Here is a 23,314-nt window from a genome sequence, read left to right as displayed (position 1 = left end):
TCACGACGCGGTCGCCTTCGCCGCGGCGGCGGCGCCGTTACGGCTCGCCTTGGCCGCCGCGGCCTCCGGCGGGGCGGTCGCCAGGTCGACCGGGAGCTGGTCGGCCTGGGAGTACGCGACCGCGGCCTTGACGAACGCGGCGAACAGCGGGTGCGGGCGGGTCGGCCGGCTCTTCAGCTCCGGGTGCGCCTGGGTGGCCACGAAGAACGGGTGCAGCTTCCGGTCCAGCTCGACGAACTCGACCAGCCGGCCGTCCGGCGAGGTGCCCGAGATGTGCAGACCGGCCTTGGTGAGCTGGTCGCGGTAGGCGTTGTTCACCTCGTACCGGTGCCGGTGCCGCTCGCTGACCTCGGTGCTGCCGTACGCCTCGGCGACCAGCGAGCCCTCCGCCAGCTTCGCCGGGTACGCCCCGAGCCGCATGGTGCCGCCCAGGTCGCCCTTGCCGGCGACGATGTCCTCCTGGTCGGCCATCGTGGCGATCACCGGGTGCTTGGCCTCCTCGTCGAACTCCAGCGAGTTCGCGCCGTCGAGGCCGGCCAGGTGGCGGGCCGCCTCGATGGTCATGCACTGCAGGCCGAGGCAGAGGCCGAGCAGCGGGATGCCGTTCTCCCGGGCGTACCGGGCAGTGCCGATCTTGCCCTCGATGCCGCGTACGCCGAAACCGCCCGGGATGACGATGCCGTCCACGCCGGACAGGGCCGCCGCCGCGCCGGCCGGGGTGACGCAGTCGTCGCTGGGCACCCAGCGCAGCTGCACCCGGGCCCGGTGGCCGAAGCCGGCGGCCCGGATCGCCTCGCTCACCGACAGGTACGCGTCGGGCAGGTCGACGTACTTGCCGACCAGCGCCACGGTCACCGTGTGGCGGGGCTGGTGCACCCGGTCCAGCAGGTCGTCCCAGCGGGACCAGTCCACGTCCCGGAAGGACACGCCCAGCCGGCGCACCACGTACGCGTCGAGGCCCTCGCGGTGCAGCACCTTCGGGATGTCGTAGATGCTCGGCGCGTCCGGGGCGGCGGTGACCGCCTCCCGGTCCACGTCGCAGTAGAGGGAGAGCTTCTCCTTGACCTTGTCCGGGATGTCCCGGTCGCAGCGCAGCACCAGGGCGTCCGGCTGGATGCCGATGCTGCGCAACTGGGCCACCGAGTGCTGGGTCGGCTTGGTCTTCAGCTCGCCCGACGGCGCCAGGTACGGCACCAGCGAGACGTGCAGGTAGAAGCAGTTGTCCCGGCCCAGGTCGTGACGGACCTGGCGGATCGCCTCCAGGAACGGCAGCGACTCGATGTCGCCGACCGTGCCGCCGACCTCGGTGATGACCACGTCGGGGACCTGGCCCTCGGCGTCCGGTTCGCCCATGCCGAGGATCCGCGACTTGATCTCGTTGGTGATGTGCGGGATGACCTGGACGGTGTCGCCCAGGTACTCGCCGCGCCGCTCCTTGGCGATCACCGCCGAGTAGATCTGCCCGGTGGTGACGTTCGCCTTGCCGGACAGGTCCCGGTCCAGGAACCGCTCGTAGTGGCCGACGTCGAGGTCGGTCTCGGCGCCGTCCTCGGTGACGAAGACCTCGCCGTGCTGGAACGGGTTCATCGTCCCCGGGTCGACGTTGAGGTACGGGTCGAGCTTCTGCATCACCACGCGCAGCCCGCGCGCGGTCAGCAGGTTGCCGAGGCTGGAGGCGGTGAGGCCCTTACCCAGCGAGGAGGCGACGCCCCCGGTGACGAAAATGTGCCTGGTCGTCCGTGCTGATGGGGCCAAGGCCTGCTCCCGTGTCGTCCGTCGCGGTCGTGCGAACCGCCGTGCCGATCAGCAGAGTGATCACGCGATCCACGGGATTCCACGGTAACACCTTCCCTGTCCCGGGCCGGCGTCGCACCCACCGTCGGCGCACGTGAAACCGGGTCCGCCTCAGGCGGTGGGCGCCGCGGTCGACGTCGGCGCGCCCTGGGCGGGTACCCGCGCCGGCCCGTCGGCCGCCCCGCACTCGGCGGCCTCCGCCTCGCTCCGGGCGTCCGGGCGGCCGCCCGGTCCACCGGCCGTGCCGGTGCCGGCCTCGGCGCCGGGCTGGGTGCGGTCGGTGGCATGGTCGAGCACCCGCAGCGCGGCGAGCGCCGCCATCGGCACCACCAGGGCGCCCGCCGCCCCGGCCACGTCCAGCGCCGCGCCGCCCAGCACCCCGCCGATCCCGGCGGCCACCCCGGTACCGGCCATCGCGGCCCGGATCGCCGGGTAGATGCCGAACAGCCGCATCAGGCCGCCCCAGGGCCGGAGCAGGGCGAACCAGACGAGCGCGGCGCCGGCCACGGCCAACACGGTGAGCGGGCTGTTGACCAGGGTCTCGATGTTGGCGGTGCTCGACCGGTGCACGGCGAGCCCGCCGGTGCCGTCGCCGAGCGCGGCGAGGAATCGGCCCACCGCGCCCCGCTCGGCCTCGGGCCGACGCAGGTCGACCATGGCGAAGCCGATGGTGAGCGCCAGCCCGGCCATGGTGGCCCAGGCCAGCCGGCTCGTGGTCAGCCAGCCGCCGGTGCAGATCGCGGCGGCCACGCTCACCCCCGCGGTGAGCGCGATCGCGCCGGTCGAGTCCGCCCCGAGGTAGGGGCTGCCGACGACCACCACGGCGGCGCTGCCGACCCCCACCATGACCATGGGACGCCAGGTCCGGGGGGTCCGTTGGGCCAGCCAGCCGCCGCAGAGCAGCGAGCCGGCGATGAGCACCCCCAGGCCGACGGTGCCGAGGCCGGCGTACCGGCCGCCCTCCAGGGCGGAGTAGCCGACCACGCCGTTGAGCTGCAACCGGGAGCCGGTGAGCACGTCGACGCCGACCACCAGGGTGGCCAGCCCGGCCACCGCTCCGAGCGGGCCGAGGGTGCGGTCGTGTCCGGGGCTGAGGCGGACGGCGGCCGTGCCCCCGACGATCAGCGCGGCGGTCACCACCGCGAACCACCACGCGGCGTGCTGGCCACGCCACCACGGCGCGGCATCGGCGAGCAGGGCGGCCGGTACGGCGAGCGCGGCGGCGATCAGCAGCAGCTCCACGGCCGCCACCACCCGCCGGGTGACCGGTTCGGGCCCGTGCGGTCCGGCGTGCCGGCGGGCCCGGCGCAGCAGCGGCAGGACCGCCACGGCGAGGGCCACCTGGGCGGTGGCGAGCACGGTGAAGAACCAGCCGGCGACCGAGTGCCGCGCGCCGGCCTCGCGGTCCGCGTCGGCCGGCACGTCGATCGCGGCACGCAGGTCGGCCGGGCGTCCGCCGACCGGTACCGCGGCACGGCCGACGAAGAGCCGCTCCGGCATCGGCCGGCCCAGCGCGGCGAGGGCGGTGGGGGCCAGGTCGACCAGTTGCAGGTAGCCCCGGCGGTCGGTGCTCGACGAGGTCAGCCAGCCCTGTTCCCAACCAGGGCCGTTGGCGACGGCCACGTGCAGCCGGGACGGCGTGTCGGTGTCGGAGACGCCGGCGAGCAGGACCAGCGAGCGGGGCGGCCGGGCAGCGAGCACCCGGGCGAGCTGCGCGTCGGCCTGCCGGGCCTGGGCGGTACGGATCGCCCGGTCCGCGCCGTCGACGGTGCCCAGGTCGACGATGCTCAGCACGCAGGAGCCGAGCAGTTCGGCCGGATCGGCGGGGAGGACCGGCGCGTACCGGTCGACGCGGCCGAACGGGCGGGCGGCGGCCAGCGCGGCGCCCGGCCCGACCGCCACCGAGCAGCGCACCGACTCCGCCAGGGACCCGGGCGTGGCGCCCCAGGTGAGCTGATCCTGGTTGTACGCGACGACGCTCTCCTGGTCGGGCAGGTTGGCGCCGATCCGGTCCGGCTGCTCGACGGTCACCCCGGTGGCCGGGCAGCCACCGGCCGTGCGGCTGCCGTTCCACGCGGCGAAGTTGCCGGCGCCGAGAGTGAGCCAGCCGTCGACCGGGCAGGTGGGCCGGTGCGCGGAGCGCGCCGAGAGGGAGCCGATGGAGCCCTCCTCGGCCATCCGCCACAGCGTCGGGGTGGTCTCCGGATCCACGTCGTCCCAGCGCAGCCCGGCCACCCCGGCCAGCACCACGAAGTCGGCGTCGCGTTCGGGGTCGCCCTTGTCGGGGCGGGCGGCCAGCGCGGTGATGCCCAGGGCCACCACGACCAGGGTCAACAGAACCGGGGTGAGTCTGCGCAGCATCACCGGTTCCCCGTCGACGGCTCGGGCACCAGTTCGGCGTAGAGCGCGGCCAGGGCGGCCACCGTGTCCGCCTCGGTCGGCCAGGTCGCGGCCCGGGCGGTGCCCCGGCGGGCCAGGTCAGCCCGGCGAACATCGTCGTCCAGCAGGCCGCGGACCGCCGCGTCGACCGCGTCGACGTCACCGGCGGGGATCAGCACCGCGGCGTCCCCGACCAGCTCCGGCAGGCCCCCCACCGCGGTCGCCACCAGCGGTACGCCGGCGTGCAGCGCCTCCTGGGCGAAGAGTTGGCGGGCCTCCCAGTCGCTGGTCACCACGGCCAGGTCGGCACCGGCCAGCAGGTCGGCCACGTCGGTCCGGTGCCCGAGCAGGGTCACCGGCGCCCGGGCGGCCGAGATCCGCGCGGCGAGCTGGAGGTACGCGGGTCCGCTGCCGGCGATCAGCATCAGCGGCGCCGGCGACCGGGTACGCCACCGGGCGGCCGCGTCGACCAGGATGTCGTACCGCTTCTGCGGGTGCAGCCGACCCACGGAGAGGATCAGCGGCCGGTCGGGACCGACCCCGAACTCGGCGCGGACGGCGGCCCGGCGGCGGCGCGGCGCGGGCAGCGTCGGCGCGGCGACCGGGGCGAGGCGGGCATCGGCCGCGCCCAGCGCGGCGGCCCGCTCCACCAGGTCGGCGGAGGCGCCCAGCGCCACCCGGACGCCGCGGGCGACGACCCGCTCGACGAGCCGGGACAGCCCTCCGCGCAGCCCGCCGGCGAGAACCGCGTTGTGCCAGGTGACGACCAGCGGCGCGGCCGACCGGGCGAGGACGGCGACCAGACCGGCCCGCAGGCCGTGCGCGTGCACGACGTCGACCCCGGTGGCGGTGAGCGCCCGACGCAGCGCGGCGACGGCGCGCGCGTCGGCCGGGGTGGGGCTGGCCGGGATCTCCACCGGCGCGAACCGGGCACCCACCCCGGTGAAGTCGAACTGGTCCTGGGTGGCGGCCGGACCGCAGACCAGCACGGACACTCCGGCGGCGGTCAGCCCTTTGGCCACCGAGCGGACGTGCTGCCCCACCCCGCCGGTGCTGGAGGCGAGCACCAGGGCCACCGAGCCGGGCCACCGCGGTGCCGACGAGGCGTCCGTCATGAGGTAACGGTCTCCTTCCCGTCGCCCCGACCGGCGGGGCGCTGGTCCTCCGGCTTGCCGGTGGTGGCCGGCGGTCGTCGCCGCCCGAGCCGGCGGGCCACGGCGGCGAGCAGCGGCCGGACGTCGCGCGCGTCGGTCAGCCAGGCGACGGCGAGGAACAGGGCGCCGACCACGGCTCCGGACAGCATGCCCTGCACGAGCGCCTGCGCTGTCGTCGGGGTCCCGAGGCCGGCGAGCCAGCGGGCGGCGCCCACCCCGCCGAGCCCGGCGACCGCGGCGGCGAGCAGGCCGGCGGCCCCGGCCCGGCCGACGCCGGCCAGGGCGGCCCGACCGGCGGAACGGAGCACGGCGGTGATCAGCAGGCCGCCGAGGACCAGCATGCCCCCGGAGGTGGCCAGGGCCACCGCCAGCACCCGGTCGGCCAGCGGCAGCAGGTGCCCGAGCAGGACCGCCAGCGCCGGCACGGTCAGCCAGCCCACGGCCGTGGCGACGGTCGCCGATCGGGTCTCGCCGCGGGCGTACAGGGCTCGGGTGAGCACGGCGAAGAGGCCGTAGCCGAGCAGACCGGGGGCGAAGCCGGCGATGGCGGCCGCGGCCGGGCCGGCGACGTCCGGCTCGAAGAAGAAATGCCCGACCGGGACAGCGGTGCCGACCAGCGCGGCGGCGCCGAGCAGGCTGAACAGCACCACGCCACGCACCGCCGGGGCCAGCGTGTCCCGGTAGGTCCGCTCGTCGCCGGCCGCCCGGGCCGTCGCCAGGGTCGGGTACGCGGCCACGGCGAGCGGCACGGCCAGCACCGCCCAGGGCAGGAAGTAGATGGTCTGCGCGATGTTGTAGACGCCCGGGTTGGCCGTCGACCCGTAGGAGACCTGGTTGAGCACGACCATCAGGGCGACCTGCTGCGCGGCGACGGTCACCACCCCGGCGACGGCCAGCCCGCCGACCCGCGCCCGGGCGCCGGCGGGAAACCGGAAGCCCGGCCGCAGCGGCAGCCGGAGCCGACGCAACGGGATGAGCAGGGACAGCGACAGCACCACCACGCCGAGCGTGGTGCCGCCGGCGAGCAGCAACTCACCGGCCGGGCTGACCCGGGCGACGGTGGCCAGCCGTCCCTCGGTTGCGGTGAAGCCGAGGTAGACCCCGATGACGGTGATGCTGGACAGCAGCGGGGCGATCACCGGCCAGGCGAACCGCCGGTGCGCCTGGAGCACCCCGGTGAGCACGATGCCGACGCCGTACAGCGGCAGCTGGGGGGCGAACAGTCGCAGCATCCGCGCCCCGGTCTGCTGCTGGGCCTCGCTGAGGCCGGTCCCCTGCAACGCGACCAGCGGGTCGGCGAGCAGCGCGACCAGCACGGCGAGGGGGACCAGCAGGGCGAGCACCCAGGTGAGCAGGGCCCCGGTGGTGGCGGCCACCGCCCGCCGGTCGCCCCGGTCGGCCTCCGCCGCGAGCAGCGGTACGACGAGACTGGCCAGCGCCCCACCGGCGACGATCTCGAAGATGAAGTTCGGCAGGTTGTTCGCCACCACGTACGCGCCACCGAGGTCGGTCTGGGCGAGCGTCCAGGTGAAGACGGCGGTACGGCCGACGCCGGCGAGCCGGCTGACCACGGTGAGTACGGCGATGAGGGCGGCCGCTCCGGCCACCCGGCCGGCGCCGGCGAAGGGTGCCGGTTTAGTCACGTCAGTCCGCGAGTCGGCCCAGCGCGTCGAGTTCCCGCAGCCCCGGGGTCCGCTGGATGACCTGGGTGAAGCTGACCTTCTCGCTGGCGGCGGTGAGCGCGGCGAGTACGGCGAGCACGCCTGCCCGGCCGAGCGGGCCGGTCCGCGCGGCCAGGCTCACCCCGAGCAGCGCGCCGAGGGCGTTGGCGCCGCTGTCGCCGAGCATCACCCGCTCGTCGAGGTCCTCCCGGACCAGCCCGGCGGCGGCGCCGACCGCGCCCGCGGCGATCCCCCCGGCCGGGCCGGCGGAGAGCGGCGCGCCGAGCAGCATGCCCGCCTTCAGCGCCCGGCCCGGGCGCAGGTCGAGCAGGTTGACCAGGTTGGCGGTGCCGGCCACCACGCCGGCGCCGAGCAGCACGTCGAGCCCACGGCCGAGGGCACCGGCCCGCTGCCGGCGGGGGTGGGCGGCGACCCGGCGGTCGGCGGCGAGCAGCGCGGCGGCGCCGAGGCCGGCCGCGCCGACCCCGACGATCTTGACCAGCCCGGCGGTGACCCGCCCCTCGCGCAGCGCGGCGAGGTGCCCGGCGAACCCCTTGGCGGTCTTCTGCTCGGGACGCGCGCCGACGACGTCGTCGTACAGCCCGACCGTGCCGGCGCCCACGCCGGCGAGCAGTGCGGCGGCACCGGCGGGGGCGCTGCCCGCACCGAGCGCGCCCGCGGTGGCGGCCCCGACGGCCAGGGCCGGACCGGCGGCCAGGGTGACCGTACGACCCCGGAAGTTGGTGCGCTCCAGCCCTGGTGCAGCCGGGGAGGTACGCATCTCACGCAGCACGTAGCGGGCGGCGACCGCCCCCGCGCCGACGGCCAGCAGCCGACCCAGTCTCACGCGACCCCTCCGATCCGGATTCCCAGCGCAGTGCGGTGCGGACCGGGTGGTTGCTCGCTCAGCCCGCTCACTGCGGCAGTTTAGGCACCAACGACGCGGCGTTGTCACCGACACCGTACTGGCCGGCCTTCTTCTCGGTCAGTTGCTGCACCAGTGCGAGCGCGGTGACCACCTGGCCCTGCCGGGTGTTGGCGTTGTCGACGGTCGAGATGCTCTGGGACAGCACCGGGTCGCCCCGGACCACGGCGACCACGTTACCGCCGGCCGAGCCCATGCCGCCCACCACGATCGCGCCGTCCCGGTCGAACTGCTCGGCGATCTTCACCACCGACTCGTCCTTCTTCGCCGAATCCTTGTCGACATACGGTTGCCCGCTGACCAGCACGACTGCCTCGGCAGGCCCGGAGACCTTGTCCTGCGCGGTGAGGTAGCCGGCGTTCGAGTACGCCTGCAGCACCGCCCGGCGGTCCGCCTCGGAGACCGGCGGGCTGCCCTGCGGCCGGTCCAGCAGGACGCTGGCCAGCAGGGCGGTGGAGGTCTCCACGCCGTGCCCGTTGCCCGGCAGGCTGGTGGTGGAGACGCTGTTCGGCCGGGGGGCGGTGACGGCCAACTCCAGCAGGTTGTTGTTGGTGGTGTTGTCCGGGTTGATGAACTTGTCCTGGATGTCGATCTGGCCGGTGACGTTGGCCCCGCCGAGCTGGAGCATCTTCACCACGCCCTCGGTGTGCTCGCGGCCGCTGGGCAGGTCGACCACCAGCACCCGGCGGCCGGCCAGCTTTCCGGGGAGGACGACCTGTGCCATCTCGGCGGCGAACTCCTCCTCCATGTCCAGTTGCTTCTGGAGGCTGTTGACCGTCTGGCGCATCTGCTGGTTGTCCTTGCGCAGCCCGTTGACGGTCTCCTTGAGCGAGTCGGCGACCGGCCCGTTGAGGGCGGCCGTGCCGACCACCAGGCCGATCGCCAACGCCAGGAAGACCGCGGTCAGGGACACCACGTGGTAACGGAAGTTGATCACGCTTGCAAGCCTCTTGATCGGTCGGGGGAGCTAGAAGAGCTGGCCGAGCTGGAACACGAAATTGTCCCACCATTCGGAGACCACGCCCAAATACGCCTTCCCGACGGTGGAGACCGCCACCGCGGAGGCCATCGCGGCGACCGCCGAGAGGACCAGCAGCAGCAGGGAGGAACCGGAGATGCCCTGCCGGTAGAGCCGGCTCACGCCCTTGGCGTCGACCAGCTTGCCGCCCACCTTCAACCGGGTCAAAAAGGTCGAGGCCATGCCGCCCCGCCCCTTGTCGAGGAACTCCACCAGGGTGGCGTGGGTGCCGACGGCCACCAGCAGCGAGGCGCCCTTCTCGTCGGCCAGCAGCATGGCCAGGTCCTCGCTGGTGGCCGCGGCCGGGAAGGTGATCGCCGGCACGCCGAGACCCTCCACCCGGGCCAGGCCCGGTGCCCGGCCGTCCGGGTAGGCGTGCACGACCACCTCGGCGCCGCAGCGCAGCACGTCGTCGGTGACCGAGTCCATGTCACCGATGATCAGATCGGGGGTGTAGCCGGCCTCGACCAGGGCGTCCGCGCCGCCGTCGACGCCGATCAGCACCGGCTTGAACTCCCGGATGTAGGGGCGCAGCACGTCCAGGTCGGCCTTGTAGTCGTACCCCCGGACCACGATCAGGCAGTGCCGGCCCTGGAGCTGGGTCTGGGTCTCCGGCACGCCGACGCCGTCGAGCAGCAGGTCACGTTCCTGCTTGAGGTAGTCCATGGTGTTGGCGGCGAACGCCTCCAACTGGACCGACAGCCCCTCCCGGGCGTCGGCCATCGACTTGGCCACCGTCTCGGCGTCCTGCAGGGCGCCGTGCGCGACCGGCTCGTCGCCGACATAGACCGTGTTGCCCTCGATCCGGACGACGTCGCCCTCGCGGATCTGTTCGAAGACGCTCTCGCCGAGGTCGTCCAGGAGCGGAATGCCGGCGGAGATCAGCACCTCGGGGCCGAGGTTCGGGTAGCGCCCGGAGACCGAGGGCTTGGCATTGATCACGGCGGCGACCCCGACCGCGACCAGTGAGTCGGCCGCCACCCGGTCCAGGTCGACGTGGTCGATGATCGCGATGTCCCCGGGCCGGAGCCGGCCGACCAGCCGCTTCGTCCGGCGGTCGAGGCGGGCGGTGCCGAGGACTGAGCCCGGTTCCGCGTTCCGGGTCCGGCGCAACGTGGGTAGACGCATCGTGACCATCCTGGCATGTGAGGCAGGGTTTGCTGTCGCGACATGCCTGAGCAGGGCCGCCTACCCAGGGAAGCACACCGGAGCGCACCCCGGTGTGCTTGCGGTCACAATCCCGGGATCACGCGCGCCTTTCCTTGGCGGCCACGGCCAGGAGTTCCTCAGCATGCGCGATACCCAGATCGGAATCCGGCAAACCGGCGAGCATCCGGGCAAGTTCCCGGGCCCGCTCCGTGTCCTCCACCACCCGCACGCCGCTGGTGGTCACCGCTCCCCCGGTGTCCTTCGCCACCACCAGGTGGCGGTCGGCGAACGCGGCGACCTGCGGCAGGTGGGTGACCACGAGGACCTGGTGGCTGCGGGCCAGCCGGGCCAACCGGCGGCCGATCTCCACCGCCGCCTGCCCGCCGACGCCGGCGTCGACCTCGTCGAAGACCAGGGTGGGCGGGCCGCCGGACCCGGCGAAGACGACCTCGATGGCGAGCATCACCCGGGACAGCTCACCGCCGGAGGCACCCCGCTGCAACGGCAGCGCGGGGGCGCCCGGGTGGGCCAACAGCCGCAGCTCCACCTCGTCGGCGCCGTCCGGGCCGACCCCGGCCTCGACGCCGTTGACCGGCAGGCTCGGCTCGGCCCGCCCGACCGGGCGCGGCAGCACCGCCACCTCGATCCGGGCGTGCGGCATCGCCAGCCCGGCCAGCTCGACGGTGACCTGCTCGGCGAAGCGGCCCGCCGCCTCCTGCCGGGAGGCGGAGACCCGCCCGGCCAGCTCGGCCACCTCACCGGCCAGCCGGGACGCCTCCTTGTCCAGCTCGTCGAGCAGCTCGTCGGAGGTGTCCAGATCGGACAGCCGGGTGCGAGCCCGCTCGGCCCAGGCGATCACCCCGTCGACGTCGTCGGCGTACTTGCGGGTGAGCCCGCGCAACGCGGCCCGCCGCTCGTAGACGGCCTGCAGTCGGGCCGGGTCGGCGTCCAGCGCGGCGAGGTAGGCCGACAGCTCGGCGGACACGTCGGCGACCAGGGTCGCCGCCTCCTCCAGCCGCCCGGCCAACTCGCCGAGAGCCGGGTCGGTGCCGGCCTGGGCCTCCAGGGTGCGCCGGGCGGTGCCGAGCAGTGCGGTGGCGTCGGGGCTGTCGTCGGCCGCCTCCACCCCGCCGGCCACGCACTGGTGGGCCAGCTGGGCCGCCGTACGCAGCCCCTCGGCGTGCTCCAGACGCTGCGCCTCCGCCTTGAGGTCGTCGTCCTCGCCGGGCTGCGGGTCGACCCGGGTGATCTCGTCGAGGCCGAGGCGGAGCAGATCCGCCTCCTGATTACGCTCGCGGGCGTTGCGCCGCCGGTCGGCCAGATCGTCGACCACCGCCCGCCACCGGGTGTACGCCTCCCGCAGCGCGTCGAGCAACTTCTCGTGCTCGGGGCCGGCGAACCGGTCCAGCGCGGCCCGCTGCTCGGCCGGGCGCAGCAGGCGGAGCTGGTCGGACTGCCCGTGCACGGCCACCACCTGCTCGCCGACCTCGCCCAGCATCGACACCGGCATGCTCCGGCCGCCCAGATGCGCCCGGGACCGACCCTCCACGGTGACCGTCCGGCTCAACAGCAGCGAACCGTCCTCGTCGGGATCGCCGCCGGCGTCGGTGATCCGGGCGTGCACCGTCCCGGCCACCCGGCCGTGCAGGCGCAGCCGCCCCTCCACCACGGCGCGGCCCGGTTCGGCCCGCACCCGGCCGGCGTCGGCCCGGCCGCCGAAGAGCAGGCCGAGGCCGGTGACCACCATGGTCTTGCCCGCACCGGTCTCTCCGGTGATGACGTTCATCCCGCCGGTCAACGGCAGCGTGGTGTCCTCGATGACGCCCAGTCCGGTGATGCGCAGCTCTTCCAGCACAGCACCCGACACTAGACGCGGCCCCCGACAGTTGACCAGCCGGCGCGGGCGCCGGCCCCACCGGGCCAGCCCGTCCAGGATCACCAGCGCGCGGTCCGCGCCGCGCGGTGACGCCGGCACGGTGACCGCCGTCGCGCCCGCACCGCCGGGCGGTGCGGGCACGGTGAGGCCGACCACGGCGAGCCGGGCACGGCGTACCCCGGTGCGGCCCACGGCGGGCGGCGAGGGCGGATCGGTGCTCCGCCCGGCAGGTGGATGGCCGGGGTGCCGGACGCACGCCTCGCCGCTCGGCTCGTGAGCCGCCGCTTCCTCCGGCGGCGGCTCCCCGACCCGAAGACCTGGCCGGGGTCGACACCCGGCCGGGTTCGGCTCGCCGGTCCGCCCGCCGCGGCCGGCCGCGACTCGTCCGACACCCCGACCGTCGTGGATCCGACCACCCCCTGGCCGGTGCCACGACCGCCGGGCCGCGCATCCGGGCGGACACGGGCCTCACCGCCCCGCCCGGACTCCACCTCAACGCAGCCCGTACGCCCCGGTGACCGTCCGTACGACGGTGCCGCCGGCCCCGTCGACGGCCCGGGCGACCGTTCCCGCCGCAAGGCGGAACCGCCGGCCCCGCCTCGGGTTCCGGGCGCGGTACGCCGGCCCGACGTGGCGCGTCGTCGAGGGAGGCCCCTACGGTAGCCGGTCGCCGGCCGACGCGGGTACGCCGAACCGCCGGGACGGGGTCGGCCCGACAGCCGCCCAATGCCACGGTCGCCCACCGGCCCCGGCCGTTGACCGTGGAGTCAGCGGCGGCTGCCGCGCCAGCCCTGCACCGGCAGGTCGAACTTGGCCACCAGCCGGTCGGTGAACGGACGCGCCTTGAGCCGCACGATCCGCACCGGCAGCGTGCCCCGGCGCACGGTGACCCGGGCGCCCGGCGGCAGGTCGTAGACCCGTCGCCCGTCGCAGCACAGGACGGCGAGGGTGGTGAACGGGTCCACCGTGATCGCGAAGGTGGACGTCGGCGCGGTCACCAACGGTCGGCTGAACAGCGCGTGCGCGCTGATCGGCACCAGCAGCAGCGCCTCCACCTCCGGCCAGACCACCGGCCCGCCGCCGGAGAACGCGTACGCGGTGGAGCCGGTCGGAGTCGCGCAGACCACACCGTCGCAGCCGTACCGGGACAGCGGCCGGCCGTCCACGTCGACGAGCAGTTCCAGCATCTGGGCGCGCTCGCCCTTCTCCACGCTGATCTCGTTCAACGCCCACGACTCGATCGTCGGGCCGCCGTCGAACTCGGCGGTCACGTCCAGGGTGAGCCGTTCGTCCACGGTGTAGTTACGCCCGACCACGTCGCGTACCGCGCTGTCCAGGTCGTCGATCTCCGCCTCGGCCAGGAAGCCGACCTTGCCGAGGTTGATGCCGAGCAGCGGCGCCTTCGCCGGCCGGGCCAGCTCGGCGGCGCGCAGGAAGGTGCCGTCCCCGCCGAGCGCGAAGACGATCTCGGCGCCCTCGGCGGCCTCCGGGCCGGTCACCGGCACCACGCCGGGCAGGTCGAGGTCGTCGGCCTCCTCAGCCACCACCCGCACCTCGAAGCCGGCCGCGATGAGGTCCGCCGCCACCGCCCGCGCGTGCTCGGTGCTGCGGCGACGGCCGGTGTGCGTCACCAGCAGAGCTGTCCGGCTCACCCGGGCACCTCCTCACTCGCGGAATCCGGCGCGTCGGCCGGGGACGGGAAGCCCTGCGGGCCGGCGGCCACCACCGCGCGTACCCGCTCCGGGTCCGCGGCGGGCGCGTCCCGGCGTAACCATACGAAGAACTCGACGTTGCCGCTCGGCCCCGGCAGCGGGCTGGCCGCCACGTCGGCCAGCCCCAGGCCGAGCTGCGCCGCCGCGGCGGCCACGTCGAGCACCGCCTCGGCGCGCAGCGCCGGGTCGCGGACCACGCCGCCCGCGCCGACCCGTTCCTTGCCCACCTCGAACTGCGGCTTGACCATCAGCGCCAGATCGCCGTCCGGCCTCGTGCAGCCGGCCAGGGCCGGCAGCACCAGCCGCAGCGAGATGAACGACAGGTCGGCCACCGTGAGGTCGACCGCGCCGCCGATCGCCTCCGGCGTGAGGGTACGCACGTTGGTGCGCTCGAAGACGTGCACCCGCTCGTCGGTGCGCAGCGACCAGGCCAACTGGCCGTACCCGACGTCGACGGCCACCACCTCGGCGGCTCCGGCGCGCAGCAGCACGTCGGTGAAACCGCCGGTGGAGGCACCGGCGTCCAGGCAGCGGCGGCCGGTGACGCCCAGCCCGCCGGGCGCGAACGCGGCCAGCGCGCCGGCCAGCTTGTGCCCGCCCCGGGAGACGTACTCGGTGGTGGGGTCCTCACCGGTGACCAGCAACGGGTCCGCCGGGTCGACCATCGCGGCGACCTTGCGGGCGGGCACTCCGCGCAGTTGGACGCGGCCGGCCTCCACCAGCGCGGCCGCCTGCTCGCGGGAGCGGGCGAGACCGCGGCGGACGAGTTCGGCATCCAGCCGGGTACGACGTGCCATGGGTGGTTCTCTCTCCGGTCGGTCAGGTCTGGTCGATGCTGGCCAGGGTCTCGCGCAGCGTCTCGTACGCCGCCTCGTACTGGGCGATCTGGTCCGCCGGGGAGAGCGCCTCGGCGTTGATCATGGCGTGCACGGCGGCGTCCACCGCCGGGTGCCGGGCGTCCCCGACGTCCTCGACCGGGGCGGGCACGGGCCGTACCCCCGGCGGCGGCCCGGGGCGGAGACCGCCGGGCGGCGGACCCGGGCGCGGGCCGGGCGGGGGCCCGGGCCGGTACGGGGCGGTCACGACCCGGCACCGCCGGTCTGCCTGCGGCCGGTCGCCTTCTTCGCCGGCGTGGCCGGCGATCCCTCGGCCGAGGTCTGCGGCACCGCCGAGGCGGCCGGCTTCTTCGCGATCGCCTTCTTCGCCACCGCTTTCTTCGCCACGGCCTTCTTCGCCACCGCCTTCGTTGGGGTGGGCGCCGGCCGGTCCGGCAGCGCGGAGACGGGGGCCGCGGCCGCCGGCTCGGCCGGGGCGGTCCCCGTCGTCGGCGTCGGGGCGCTCTTCGCCTCGCGGAGCTGCCGTTCCAACTCCCGCACCCGGCGGGTCAGCTCGGCGACCTCGTCGGCGGTGGCCAGCCCGACCGCGCCCAGCGCGCGGTCCACCTCGAAGCGGACCAGCTTGGTCAGCGCCTCCCGGTTCGCCACGCCGGTGGAGACCAGTTCCTCGGCGAGCGCCTGGAGCTGGGCGGCGGTGGCACCGCCCTGGCCGACCACGCGCCGCACGGCGTCCTGGGCCTTCTTCCGGGGCGCCTCCGTCAGGCCCATGGCCAGCTCGAGGTAGGCGCGCCACGCGTCCTGCATGCCTGAGTCCCTTCCGCGGGGCGGGTGTGCTGGTGTCACGCTACCGGGCACCCCGGACACCCCATTGCGGTACGGTGCCGGGGAACGGCGTGGCGCGTGGTGAGGAGACGATGTGGCCAGCGTGGACGAGTGCCGGCAGGCGTTGCAGGAGTTGGCCGCCCGGCTGGACCGGCACGCCGACGCGGCGGGCCGGATCGACCTCGACCGCACCCTGGCCTGCCGGATCACCGACCTGGACACCGCGTTTCACGGCCGCCTCCAAGAGGGCCGGCTGATCGACCTGACCGACGGCGACGACCCGCAGGCCAAGATCGCGCTCAGCACCAGCAGCGACGACCTGGTCGCGCTGGTGCACGGCCAGCTCGACCTGGCCAAGGCGGTGGCCGGCCGCCGGGTGTCCATCAAGGCGAACCCGTTCGACCTGATGAAGCTGCGCAAGCTGATCTGACCCCCGCCGGGCCGGTCCGGTCAGCCGGACAGGCCCAGCGCGTCGAGGGCCTCCCCCGCCGCCGGGGACGCCGGCCGCACCCGCGGGTCGGCCCCCGCCGACCAGGCCACCGCGCAGAGCGCGGCGAGGGCGTCGAGCGGGCGTCCCGCGCCGTCGAGAGCCAGCCCGCCATCGGACACGGTCACCGACCAGCCACCGACGTCGGGCGTACCCGGCACCCGCACCACCGCCGCCGGGTCGAACAGCCCGGCCAGGTCGATGGAGACGTACGTCGGCCGGCGCGGCTCGGGGGCGGTCAGCAGCTCGGGTACGTCGCTGACGCCGGTGAGCACCAGCAGGCTGTCCAGGCCGGCCCGGCGGGCTCCCTCGATATCGGTGTCCAGGCGGTCGCCGACCACCAGGGTCCGCCCGGCACCGGCCCGACGGGCGGCGGTGGCGAACAGGGCCGGCTCCGGCTTGCCCACCACCACGTCCGGGTCCCGCCCCAGCGCGGTACGCAGCACCGCGACCAGGGAGCCGTTGCCCGGCAACGGGCCGCGCGGGCTCGGCAGGGTCCGGTCGGTGTTCGTCGCGTACCAGGGCGCACCCGCCCGTACCGCGAGAGACGCCTCGGCGAGCTCGACCCAGCCGACCTGCGGGCCGTAGCCCTGGGCGACGGCGGCGGGCTGCTCGTCGACCGTCGACACCGGGCGCAGCCCGACGGCGCGCAGCTCCGCCCGCAGCGCCTCCGCCCCGACCACCAGCACCGGCGCGCCGGCCGGCAGCCGGTCGCGCAGCAGCTCGGCAGTGGCGGCGGCCGAGGTGAGCACCTCCTCCGCCCGGGCCGGTACGCCCATGCCGGTGAGCAGGTCGGCCACCTCGCTGGAGCGGCGCGAGGCGTTGTTGGTCGCGTACGCGACCAGCCGGCCCTCGGCGTGCAGCCGGCCGACCGCCTCGACCGCGCCGGGGATCGGTCGGTCGATCAGATAGATCACCCCGTCCAGGTCGAATACGACCAGGGCGTACCCGTCGACCAGCCGTTCCCCGGCGCTCGTGGTCACCGGCGGTCCGCCTCCGCCTCGCGGCCCGGCGCCGCGTCACCGTCCACGGCGGCCGGCGCGTCGCCCCGGTCCCGCGCGGCTTCCGAGGCGTCCGACGGGTCCGAGGCACCTGCCGCGTCGGCGAGCGAGGACGCCTCGGCGTCGGTCAGCTCGTCGTCGCCGAGGTCCGCGCCGTCCCGGTCGCGGTACCCGGCCGGCGCGTCATCGCGCTCCCCGGGGTCGGCCGACTCCTCGCGGCGGCGGTCCTGGGCCCGGGGGCCCGCGTCACCGTCCAGCTCGTCATCGTCCGCGTCGAGGTCATCGTCCTCGTCGTCGAACTCGTCGTCGTCGTCGAACTCGTCCACGTCGCCGTCGAGTTCGTCGTCCTCGTCGTCCTCGTCGAGTTCGTCGTCCTCGTCGGGCCGGTCGGCGCCGGTGAGGTCGGCGTCCGGTTCGGTCGCTACGGCACCGGCGCTACCCGGGTCGGCCGCGAGCTCCTCGTCCTCCTCGTCGTCGCCCTCGATGACCACGCCGTCGAGTTCGAGCAGCCGCTCGGCGGCGTCGGTCTCGCCCTCGGCGTCCACGTCGGTGGCCCGGGAGAACCACTCCCGCGCCTCCTCGCGCCGGCCCACGGCCAGCAGCGCGTCCGCGTACGCGTAACGCAGCCGTGCCGCCCACGGCTCCGTCGAGTCGTTGGTCAGCTCGCGCACCTGCAGCATCGCCACGGCCGCGTCCTTCTGCCCGAGGTCACCCCGCGCCCCGGCGGCGACGATCAGCAGCTCGATCGCGACCGCCTTGTCGACCTTGTCCTGGTCCGCGCCGCGGAACAGGTCGATCGCCCGCTCCGGGCGGCCCAGCGCCCGCTCGCAGTCGGCCAGCACCGCCAGGTGGCTCTGCAGCCCGGTCATCCGGTGGTACGTCCGCAGCTCGGCAATGGCCGTCTGCCACTCCCCGGCGTGGTACGCGGCCAGCCCGACCGCCTCCCGCACCGCGGCGATCCGCGAGGCGAGCCGGCGGGCGGCCAACGCGTGCGCCAGCGCCTCCGCCGGGTCCTCGTCGATCAGCAGGCCGGTCGCGACGAGGTGCCGGGCGACGGTTTCCGCCACCGGCTTGGCCAGCGACAGCAGCTCGGCCCGGACGGTGGAATCGAGATCGCCGGCGACCACCTCGTCGGGCAGCGCCGGCGCGACAACCCGCTCGGCCTCACGGCCCTCGCCACGCTCCCGCCGATCGTCCCGGCGCTCCCCCTGCGAGCCAGGGCCGCCCGGCCGACGGTCGCCGTAGCCGCGACGCTCACCGTCCCGCTCGGTACGCTCCCGGCCGGCCCGGAAGCCGCCCGAGCGACCGTCCTCCCGCCGGAAGCCGCCCTCCCGGTCGTCCCGGCGGAAACCCTGGCGGCGCTCACCGCCGCCGAAACCGCCCTCGCCCCGCTCCTCGCGGCGGAAGCCACCGTCCCGTGGCCCCGCGCCGTCCCGACGGAAGCCACCCTCGCGGTCGTCTCGGCGGAAGCCCTCCCGGCGCTCGCCGCCACGGGAACCGCCCTCACGACGGTCACCACCCCGGAAGCCACCCTCGCGGTCGTCCCGGCGGACGCCCTCCCGCTGGTCACCGCCACGGAAACCGCCCTCACGACGGTCACCACCCCGGAAGCCACCCTCGCGGTCGTCCCGGCGGACGCCCTCGCGGCGCTCACCGCCGGCGAAGCCGCCCTCGCGCGGACCCGACCGGAAGCCTTCCCGGCGGTCACCACCCCGGAAGCCGCCCTCACGGTCGTCACGGCGGAAGCCACCCTCCCGGCGCTCACCGCCACGGAAACCGCCCTCACGACGGTCACCACCCCGGAAGCCACCCTCGCGGTCGTCCCGGCGGACGCCCTCGCGGCGCTCACCGCCGGCGAAGCCGCCCTCGCGCGGACCCGACCGGAAGCCTTCCCGGCGGTCACCACCCCGGAAGCCGCCCTCACGGTCGTCACGGCGGAAGCCACCCTCCCGGCGCTCACCGCCACGGAAACCGCCCTCACGGTCGTCGCGGCGGAAGCCGCTCTCACGACGGTCACCGCCACGGAAGCCGCCCTCACGACGGTCACCGCCACGGGAACCGCCCTCACGGTCGTCGCGGCGGACGCCCTCCCGGCGCTCGCCGCCACGGAAGCCGCCGTCGGTCCGACGGGGGCCATCACGGCGGTCACCGCCGCCAAAGCCACCCTCGCGCCGCTCGTCGCGGCGGAAGCCGCCCTCGCGCGGGCCCGACCGGAAGCCTTCCCGGCGGTCACCACCCCGGAAGCCGCCCTCACGGTCGTCCCGGCGGACGCCCTCCCGGCGCTCACCGCCACGGAAACCGCCCTCACGACGGTCGTCCCGGCGGTCGTCGCCACGGAAACCGGGACCACCCGAGCGGACGCCGCCGTCACGGTTGTCGTCCCGGCGGACGCCACCGCCGCTGCGGTCACCGCCCCGGAAGCCACCCTCACGGTCGTCCCGGCGGACGCCACCGCCGCTGCGGTCACCGCCCCGGAAGCCACCCTCACGGTCGTCGCGGCGGAAGCCACCCTCACGTGGGCCGCCACCGAAGCCCGAGTCACGACGCTCGCCGCCCCGGAAACCGCCGTCGCGGGAACCCGACCGGAAGCCACTCTCGCGGCGGTCGCCGCCGCGCTCGCGGTCGTCGCGGCCGCCCCGGTACGAGGGACGGTCGTCGCGGCGGGCGTCGCCGCGCCCCTGCCCACGCTCGGCGCGGTCCTCGTAACGACGGGGGCGATCCCCGCCCTGCGGTTCTGAACTCACAGGTACATCCTTCCTGAACGCGTCGCAGAGACGCTAACGCAGTCAAGGGCCGACCCTGCTGGGGCGGCCCTTGACTGGAAGATTGTCCGGCGGTGTCCTACTCTCCCACACCCTCCCGAGTGCAGTACCATCGGCGCTGGAGGGCTTAGCTTCCGGGTTCGGAATGTGACCGGGCGTTTCCCCTCCGCCATGACCGCCGTAACTCTATCGACATGTCAAACAATCAACCGCGCCCCCGGTTGGGGGCTGCTGGTGTGCTTGTTCGTTTGTCGGGAGTTGCACAGTGGACGCGTAGCAGCTTAGTAGTCAAGTCCTCGGCCTATTAGTACCGGTCAACTGAACCCGTTACCGGGCTTACATTTCCGGCCTATCAACCCAGTCGTCTAGCTGGGGGCCTTACCCCACCAAAGGTGGGTGGGATACCTCATCTTGAAGCGAGCTTCCCGCTTAGATGCTTTCAGCGGTTATCCCTTCCGAACGTAGCTAACCAGCCGTGCCCCTGGCGGGACAACTGGCACACCAGAGGTTCGTCCGTCCCGGTCCTCTCGTACTAGGGACAGCCCTTCTCAAGTATCCTACGCGCACGGCGGATAGGGACCGAACTGTCTCACGACGTTCTAAACCCAGCTCGCGTACCGCTTTAATGGGCGAACAGCCCAACCCTTGGGACCTGCTACAGCCCCAGGATGCGACGAGCCGACATCGAGGTGCCAAACCATCCCGTCGATATGGACTCTTGGGGAAGATCAGCCTGTTATCCCCGGGGTACCTTTTATCCGTTGAGCGACACCGCTTCCACATGCCAGTGCCGGATCACTAGTCCCGACTTTCGTCCCTGCTCGACCCGTCAGTCTCACAGTCAAGCTCCCTTGTGCACTTGCACTCAACACCTGATTGCCAACCAGGCTGAGGGAACCTTTGGGCGCCTCCGTTACCCTTTAGGAGGCAACCGCCCCAGTTAAACTACCCACCAGACACTGTCCCTGAACCGGATAACGGTCCGAAGTTAGATACCCAAACCAACCAGAGTGGTATTTCAAGATTGCCTCCACCCATACTGGCGTATGAGCTTCACCGGCTCCCACCTATCCTACACAAGCTAATTCGGATACCAATGTCAAGCTATAGTAAAGGTCCCGGGGTCTTTCCGTCCTGCCGCGCGTAACGAGCATCTTTACTCGTAGTGCAATTTCGCCGGGCCTGTGGTTGAGACAGTGGGGAAGTCGTTACGCCATTCGTGCAGGTCGGAACTTACCCGACAAGGAATTTCGCTACCTTAGGATGGTTATAGTTACCACCGCCGTTTACTGGCGCTTAAGTTCTCCGCTTCGCCCCGAAGAGCTAACAGGTCCCCTTAACGTTCCAGCACCGGGCAGGCGTCAGTCCATATACATCGAATTACTTCTTCGCATGGACCTGTGTTTTTAGTAAACAGTCGCTTCCCCCTGCTCTCTGCGGCCATACAACGCTCCACCCGCGCGGGGCTTCACGTCTCCGGCCCCCCTTCTCCCTAAGTTACGGGGGCAATTTGCCGAGTTCCTTAACCACAGTTCGCCCGATCGCCTCGGTATTCTCTACCTGACCACCTGTGTCGGTTTGGGGTACGGGCCGCTAAGAACTCGCTAGAGGCTTTTCTCGGCAGCATAGGATCACTGACTTCACCTGAATCGGCTCGGCATCACGTCTCAGCCTACATGTGCTGCGGATTTGCCTACAGCACGGCCTACACGCTTACCCCGGCACAACCACCGGCCGGGCTCAGCTACCTTCCTGCGTCACCCCATCGCTTGACTACTACCCGCCAGGTTCCCACGCTCCCCACCCTCAACCCGAAGGTCTTGGATGGATTGGGTGGTTAGCACAACGAGGTTCGTCAGGGACGCTCTTTCGCGGGTACGGGAATATCAACCCGTTGTCCATCGACTACGCCTCTCGGCCTCGCCTTAGGTCCCGACTCACCCAGGGCGGATTAACCTGGCCCTGGAACCCTTGGTCATCCGGCGGAAGGGTTTCTCACCCTTCTTTCGCTACTCATGCCTGCATTCTCACTCGTGCCGCGTCCACAACTAGGTCACCCCGTTGCTTCACCCCCGGCACGACGCTCCCCTACCCACCCACACACCTGCACCAGATATCAAGACCTGGCGAAGTCATTGTGTGAGTGCCACAGCTTCGGCGGTGTACTTGAGCCCCGCTACATTGTCGGCGCGGAACCACTTGACCAGTGAGCTATTACGCACTCTTTAAAGGGTGGCTGCTTCTAAGCCAACCTCCTGGTTGTCTATGCGACCCCACATCCTTTTCCACTTAGCACACGCTTAGGGGCCTTAGCTGGTGATCTGGGCTGTTTCCCTCTCGACTACGAAGCTTATCCCCCGCAGTCTCACTGCCGCGCTCTCACTTACCGGCATTCGGAGTTTGGCTGATTTCGGTAAGCTTGTGGGCCCCCTAGACCATCCAGTGCTCTACCTCCGGCAAGAAACACGCGACGCTGCACCTAAATGCATTTCGGGGAGAACCAGCTATCACGGAGTTTGATTGGCCTTTCACCCCTAACCACAGGTCATCCCCCAACTTTTCAACGTTGGTGGGTTCGGCCCTCCACGCGGTCTTACCCGCGCTTCAGCCTGCCCATGGCTAGATCACTCCGCTTCGGGTCTAGAGCATGCGACTAAAACGCCCTATTCAGACTCGCTTTCGCTACGGCTCCCCCACACGGGTTAACCTCGCCACATGCCACTAACTCGCAGGCTCATTCTTCAAAAGGCACGCCGTCACCCCGCAAGGCTCCGACGGATTGTAGGCGAACGGTTTCAGGTACTATTTCACTCCCCTCCCGGGGTACTTTTCACCATTCCCTCACGGTACTTGTCCGCTATCGGTCACCAGGAAGTATTTAGGCTTACCAGGTGGTCCTGGCAGATTCACGGCAGATTACAGGAGTCCGCCGCTACTCGGGAACACCCACAGAAGACCAGCCACTTTCACCTACCGGACTTTCACCGTCTACGGTCAGCCATTCCAGACTGTTCGACTAGCAACTGGCTTTGTAACTCCTCGAGTATGTGTCAGCACACTCAGCAGGGTCCCACAACCCCGACCACGCAACCCCTGACAGGTATCACACGCAGCCGGTTTAGCCTCAATCCGCTTTCGCTCGCCACTACTCACGGAATCACTATTTGTTTTCTCTTCCTACGGGTACTGAGATGTTTCACTTCCCCGCGTTCCCCCCACACACCCTATGTGTTCAGGTGCGGGTGACTGGACATGACTCCAGCCGGGTTCCCCCATTCGGACACCCTGGGATCACAGCTTGGTTGACAGCTCCCCCAGGCCTATCGCGGCCTCCCACGTCCTTCATCGGCTCCTGGTGCCAAGGCATCCACCGTTCGCCCTTGACAACTTGACCACAAAGATGCTCGCGTCCACTGTGCAATTCTCAACAAACGACCAACCCACAACCCGAACAGTCCCACACCAGACCCGACAACCGCCGGCGGTATACGGAACCAGGCCATGCCTGGCAGCCTCCCAAGGAACTCACGCCTCAGGCTACGGCTCCGAAGAAAACAACCACACGGTTGTTCCTTCAGGACCCAACAGGGTGCTTACGCCCTCCCCAGCCGCACCATCAACCCGTTCCACACCAGAAAACTGGTCGTACTAGAGCCTCAGGCCGTTGCCGAGGAAAAACTGGCCAGTGTCTCCGCCTATGAGCACCCCGACCCGACATCCGCGGGCCGCGGGCTCCAT

At 72.6% G+C, this 23,314-nt stretch carries 16 protein-coding genes and 2 rRNA genes; 2 read left to right on the top strand and 16 right to left on the bottom strand.

The features are described 5' to 3' along the window. The 12 genes from GA0070621_RS04545 to GA0070621_RS04490 form a co-directional block, all read right to left on the bottom strand. Positions 1 to 1,755: a CTP synthase gene (locus GA0070621_RS04545; RefSeq protein WP_091191834.1), complete on the bottom strand. Its 1,755-nt coding sequence runs from the start codon at positions 1,753 to 1,755 to the stop codon at positions 1 to 3. A gap of 150 nt (positions 1,756 to 1,905) precedes the next feature. After that, positions 1,906 to 4,155, bottom strand: coding sequence for a hypothetical protein (locus GA0070621_RS04540; RefSeq protein WP_167666583.1), 2,250 nt, complete (start codon positions 4,153 to 4,155; stop codon positions 1,906 to 1,908). Further along, positions 4,155 to 5,288 carry a glycosyltransferase family 4 protein gene (locus GA0070621_RS04535; RefSeq protein ID WP_091191833.1) on the bottom strand — a complete coding sequence of 378 codons (1,134 nt, stop codon included), beginning with the start codon at positions 5,286 to 5,288 and terminating at the stop codon, positions 4,155 to 4,157. Before GA0070621_RS04535 ends, GA0070621_RS04540 begins: the two co-directional genes overlap by 1 nt. Next, positions 5,285 to 6,970: a murein biosynthesis integral membrane protein MurJ gene (gene murJ / locus GA0070621_RS04530; RefSeq protein ID WP_091191831.1), complete on the bottom strand. Its 1,686-nt coding sequence runs from the start codon at positions 6,968 to 6,970 to the stop codon at positions 5,285 to 5,287. The genes GA0070621_RS04535 and murJ overlap by 4 nt, the downstream gene beginning before the upstream one ends. A 1-nt stretch (position 6,971) precedes the next feature. Next, positions 6,972 to 7,769, bottom strand: a complete 798-nt coding sequence (locus GA0070621_RS04525) for a hypothetical protein (RefSeq protein WP_407940340.1) — start codon at positions 7,767 to 7,769, stop codon at positions 6,972 to 6,974. Positions 7,770 to 7,902: 133 nt separating this feature from the next. Continuing rightward, entirely contained in the window at positions 7,903 to 8,850 is a 948-nt protein-coding gene (locus tag GA0070621_RS04520) for a copper transporter (protein WP_091191828.1), read from the bottom strand. 30 nt (positions 8,851 to 8,880) lie between these two features. Beyond that, positions 8,881 to 10,059: a putative cytokinetic ring protein SteA gene (gene steA, locus GA0070621_RS04515; protein ID WP_091201994.1), complete on the bottom strand. Its 1,179-nt coding sequence runs from the start codon at positions 10,057 to 10,059 to the stop codon at positions 8,881 to 8,883. Between the two features lie 118 nt (positions 10,060 to 10,177). Continuing rightward, complete coding sequence (gene recN, locus GA0070621_RS04510) at positions 10,178 to 11,935, bottom strand: DNA repair protein RecN (protein ID WP_091201992.1); 1,758 nt, start codon at positions 11,933 to 11,935, stop codon at positions 10,178 to 10,180. Between the two features lie 788 nt (positions 11,936 to 12,723). Beyond that, positions 12,724 to 13,608 (bottom strand): NAD kinase, encoded by an 885-nt coding sequence (locus tag GA0070621_RS04505; RefSeq protein ID WP_091191827.1) that lies wholly within the window; start codon positions 13,606 to 13,608, stop codon positions 12,724 to 12,726. Continuing rightward, complete coding sequence (locus GA0070621_RS04500; protein ID WP_091191825.1) at positions 13,605 to 14,465, bottom strand: TlyA family RNA methyltransferase; 861 nt, start codon at positions 14,463 to 14,465, stop codon at positions 13,605 to 13,607. Before GA0070621_RS04500 ends, GA0070621_RS04505 begins: the two co-directional genes overlap by 4 nt. Positions 14,466 to 14,487: 22 nt before the next feature. Beyond that, a complete protein-coding gene (locus tag GA0070621_RS30310; RefSeq protein WP_091191823.1) occupies positions 14,488 to 14,751 on the bottom strand; it encodes a hypothetical protein in 264 nt (87 codons plus the stop codon). After that, on the bottom strand, positions 14,748 to 15,308 hold the full coding sequence (locus GA0070621_RS04490) for a phasin family protein (protein ID WP_091191822.1): 561 nt from the start codon (positions 15,306 to 15,308) through the stop codon (positions 14,748 to 14,750). Before GA0070621_RS04490 ends, GA0070621_RS30310 begins: the two co-directional genes overlap by 4 nt. A 112-nt stretch (positions 15,309 to 15,420) precedes the next feature. Between GA0070621_RS04490 and GA0070621_RS04485 the strand changes: the two genes are divergently transcribed. Then, positions 15,421 to 15,756: an alkyl sulfatase C-terminal domain-containing protein gene (locus GA0070621_RS04485; RefSeq protein WP_091191820.1), complete on the top strand. Its 336-nt coding sequence runs from the start codon at positions 15,421 to 15,423 to the stop codon at positions 15,754 to 15,756. A 20-nt stretch (positions 15,757 to 15,776) separates the two neighbouring features. On the opposite strand, the gene GA0070621_RS04480 is transcribed toward GA0070621_RS04485, so the two are convergent. After that, positions 15,777 to 16,796: an HAD-IIA family hydrolase gene (locus GA0070621_RS04480; RefSeq protein WP_091191818.1), complete on the bottom strand. Its 1,020-nt coding sequence runs from the start codon at positions 16,794 to 16,796 to the stop codon at positions 15,777 to 15,779. Beyond that, positions 16,793 to 17,881, bottom strand: a complete 1,089-nt coding sequence (locus tag GA0070621_RS30655; RefSeq protein ID WP_091201990.1) for a Replicase polyprotein 1ab — start codon at positions 17,879 to 17,881, stop codon at positions 16,793 to 16,795. Before GA0070621_RS30655 ends, GA0070621_RS04480 begins: the two co-directional genes overlap by 4 nt. On the opposite strand from GA0070621_RS30655, the gene GA0070621_RS29345 reads away from it, so the two are divergent. Further along, a complete protein-coding gene (locus GA0070621_RS29345; protein WP_157739814.1) occupies positions 17,858 to 19,552 on the top strand; it encodes a hypothetical protein in 1,695 nt (564 codons plus the stop codon). The two genes, GA0070621_RS30655 and GA0070621_RS29345, sit on opposite strands and share 24 nt — an antisense overlap. Before the next feature lie 90 nt (positions 19,553 to 19,642). Here GA0070621_RS29345 and rrf read toward each other — a convergent pair. Together rrf and GA0070621_RS04465 are read right to left on the bottom strand one after the other, a co-directional pair. Further along, positions 19,643 to 19,759, bottom strand: a 5S ribosomal RNA gene (gene rrf, locus GA0070621_RS04470). A 101-nt stretch (positions 19,760 to 19,860) separates the two neighbouring features. After that, positions 19,861 to 22,970, bottom strand: a 23S ribosomal RNA gene (locus tag GA0070621_RS04465). Positions 22,971 to 23,314: the final 344 nt, after the last annotated feature.

The sequence above is a fragment of the Micromonospora narathiwatensis genome (assembly GCF_900089605.1).
Lineage (GTDB): Bacteria > Actinomycetota > Actinomycetes > Mycobacteriales > Micromonosporaceae > Micromonospora > Micromonospora narathiwatensis.
This window is presented reverse-complemented; position numbering and strand designations above follow the sequence as displayed.

What these genes read in the sequence shown, in the direction of transcription:
- GA0070621_RS04535 (WP_091191833.1), bottom strand. Translation starts at nt 5,288, where the DNA reads ATGACGGACGCCTCGTCGGCACCGCGGTGGCCCGGCTCGGTGGCCCTG.
- GA0070621_RS04525 (WP_407940340.1), bottom strand. Translation starts at nt 7,769, where the DNA reads ATGCGTACCTCCCCGGCTGCACCAGGGCTGGAGCGCACCAACTTCCGG.
- GA0070621_RS04500 (WP_091191825.1), bottom strand. Translation starts at nt 14,465, where the DNA reads ATGGCACGTCGTACCCGGCTGGATGCCGAACTCGTCCGCCGCGGTCTC.
- steA (WP_091201994.1), bottom strand. Translation starts at nt 10,059, where the DNA reads ATGCGTCTACCCACGTTGCGCCGGACCCGGAACGCGGAACCGGGCTCA.
- GA0070621_RS04540 (WP_167666583.1), bottom strand. Translation starts at nt 4,155, where the DNA reads ATGCTGCGCAGACTCACCCCGGTTCTGTTGACCCTGGTCGTGGTGGCC.
- GA0070621_RS04490 (WP_091191822.1), bottom strand. Translation starts at nt 15,308, where the DNA reads ATGCAGGACGCGTGGCGCGCCTACCTCGAGCTGGCCATGGGCCTGACG.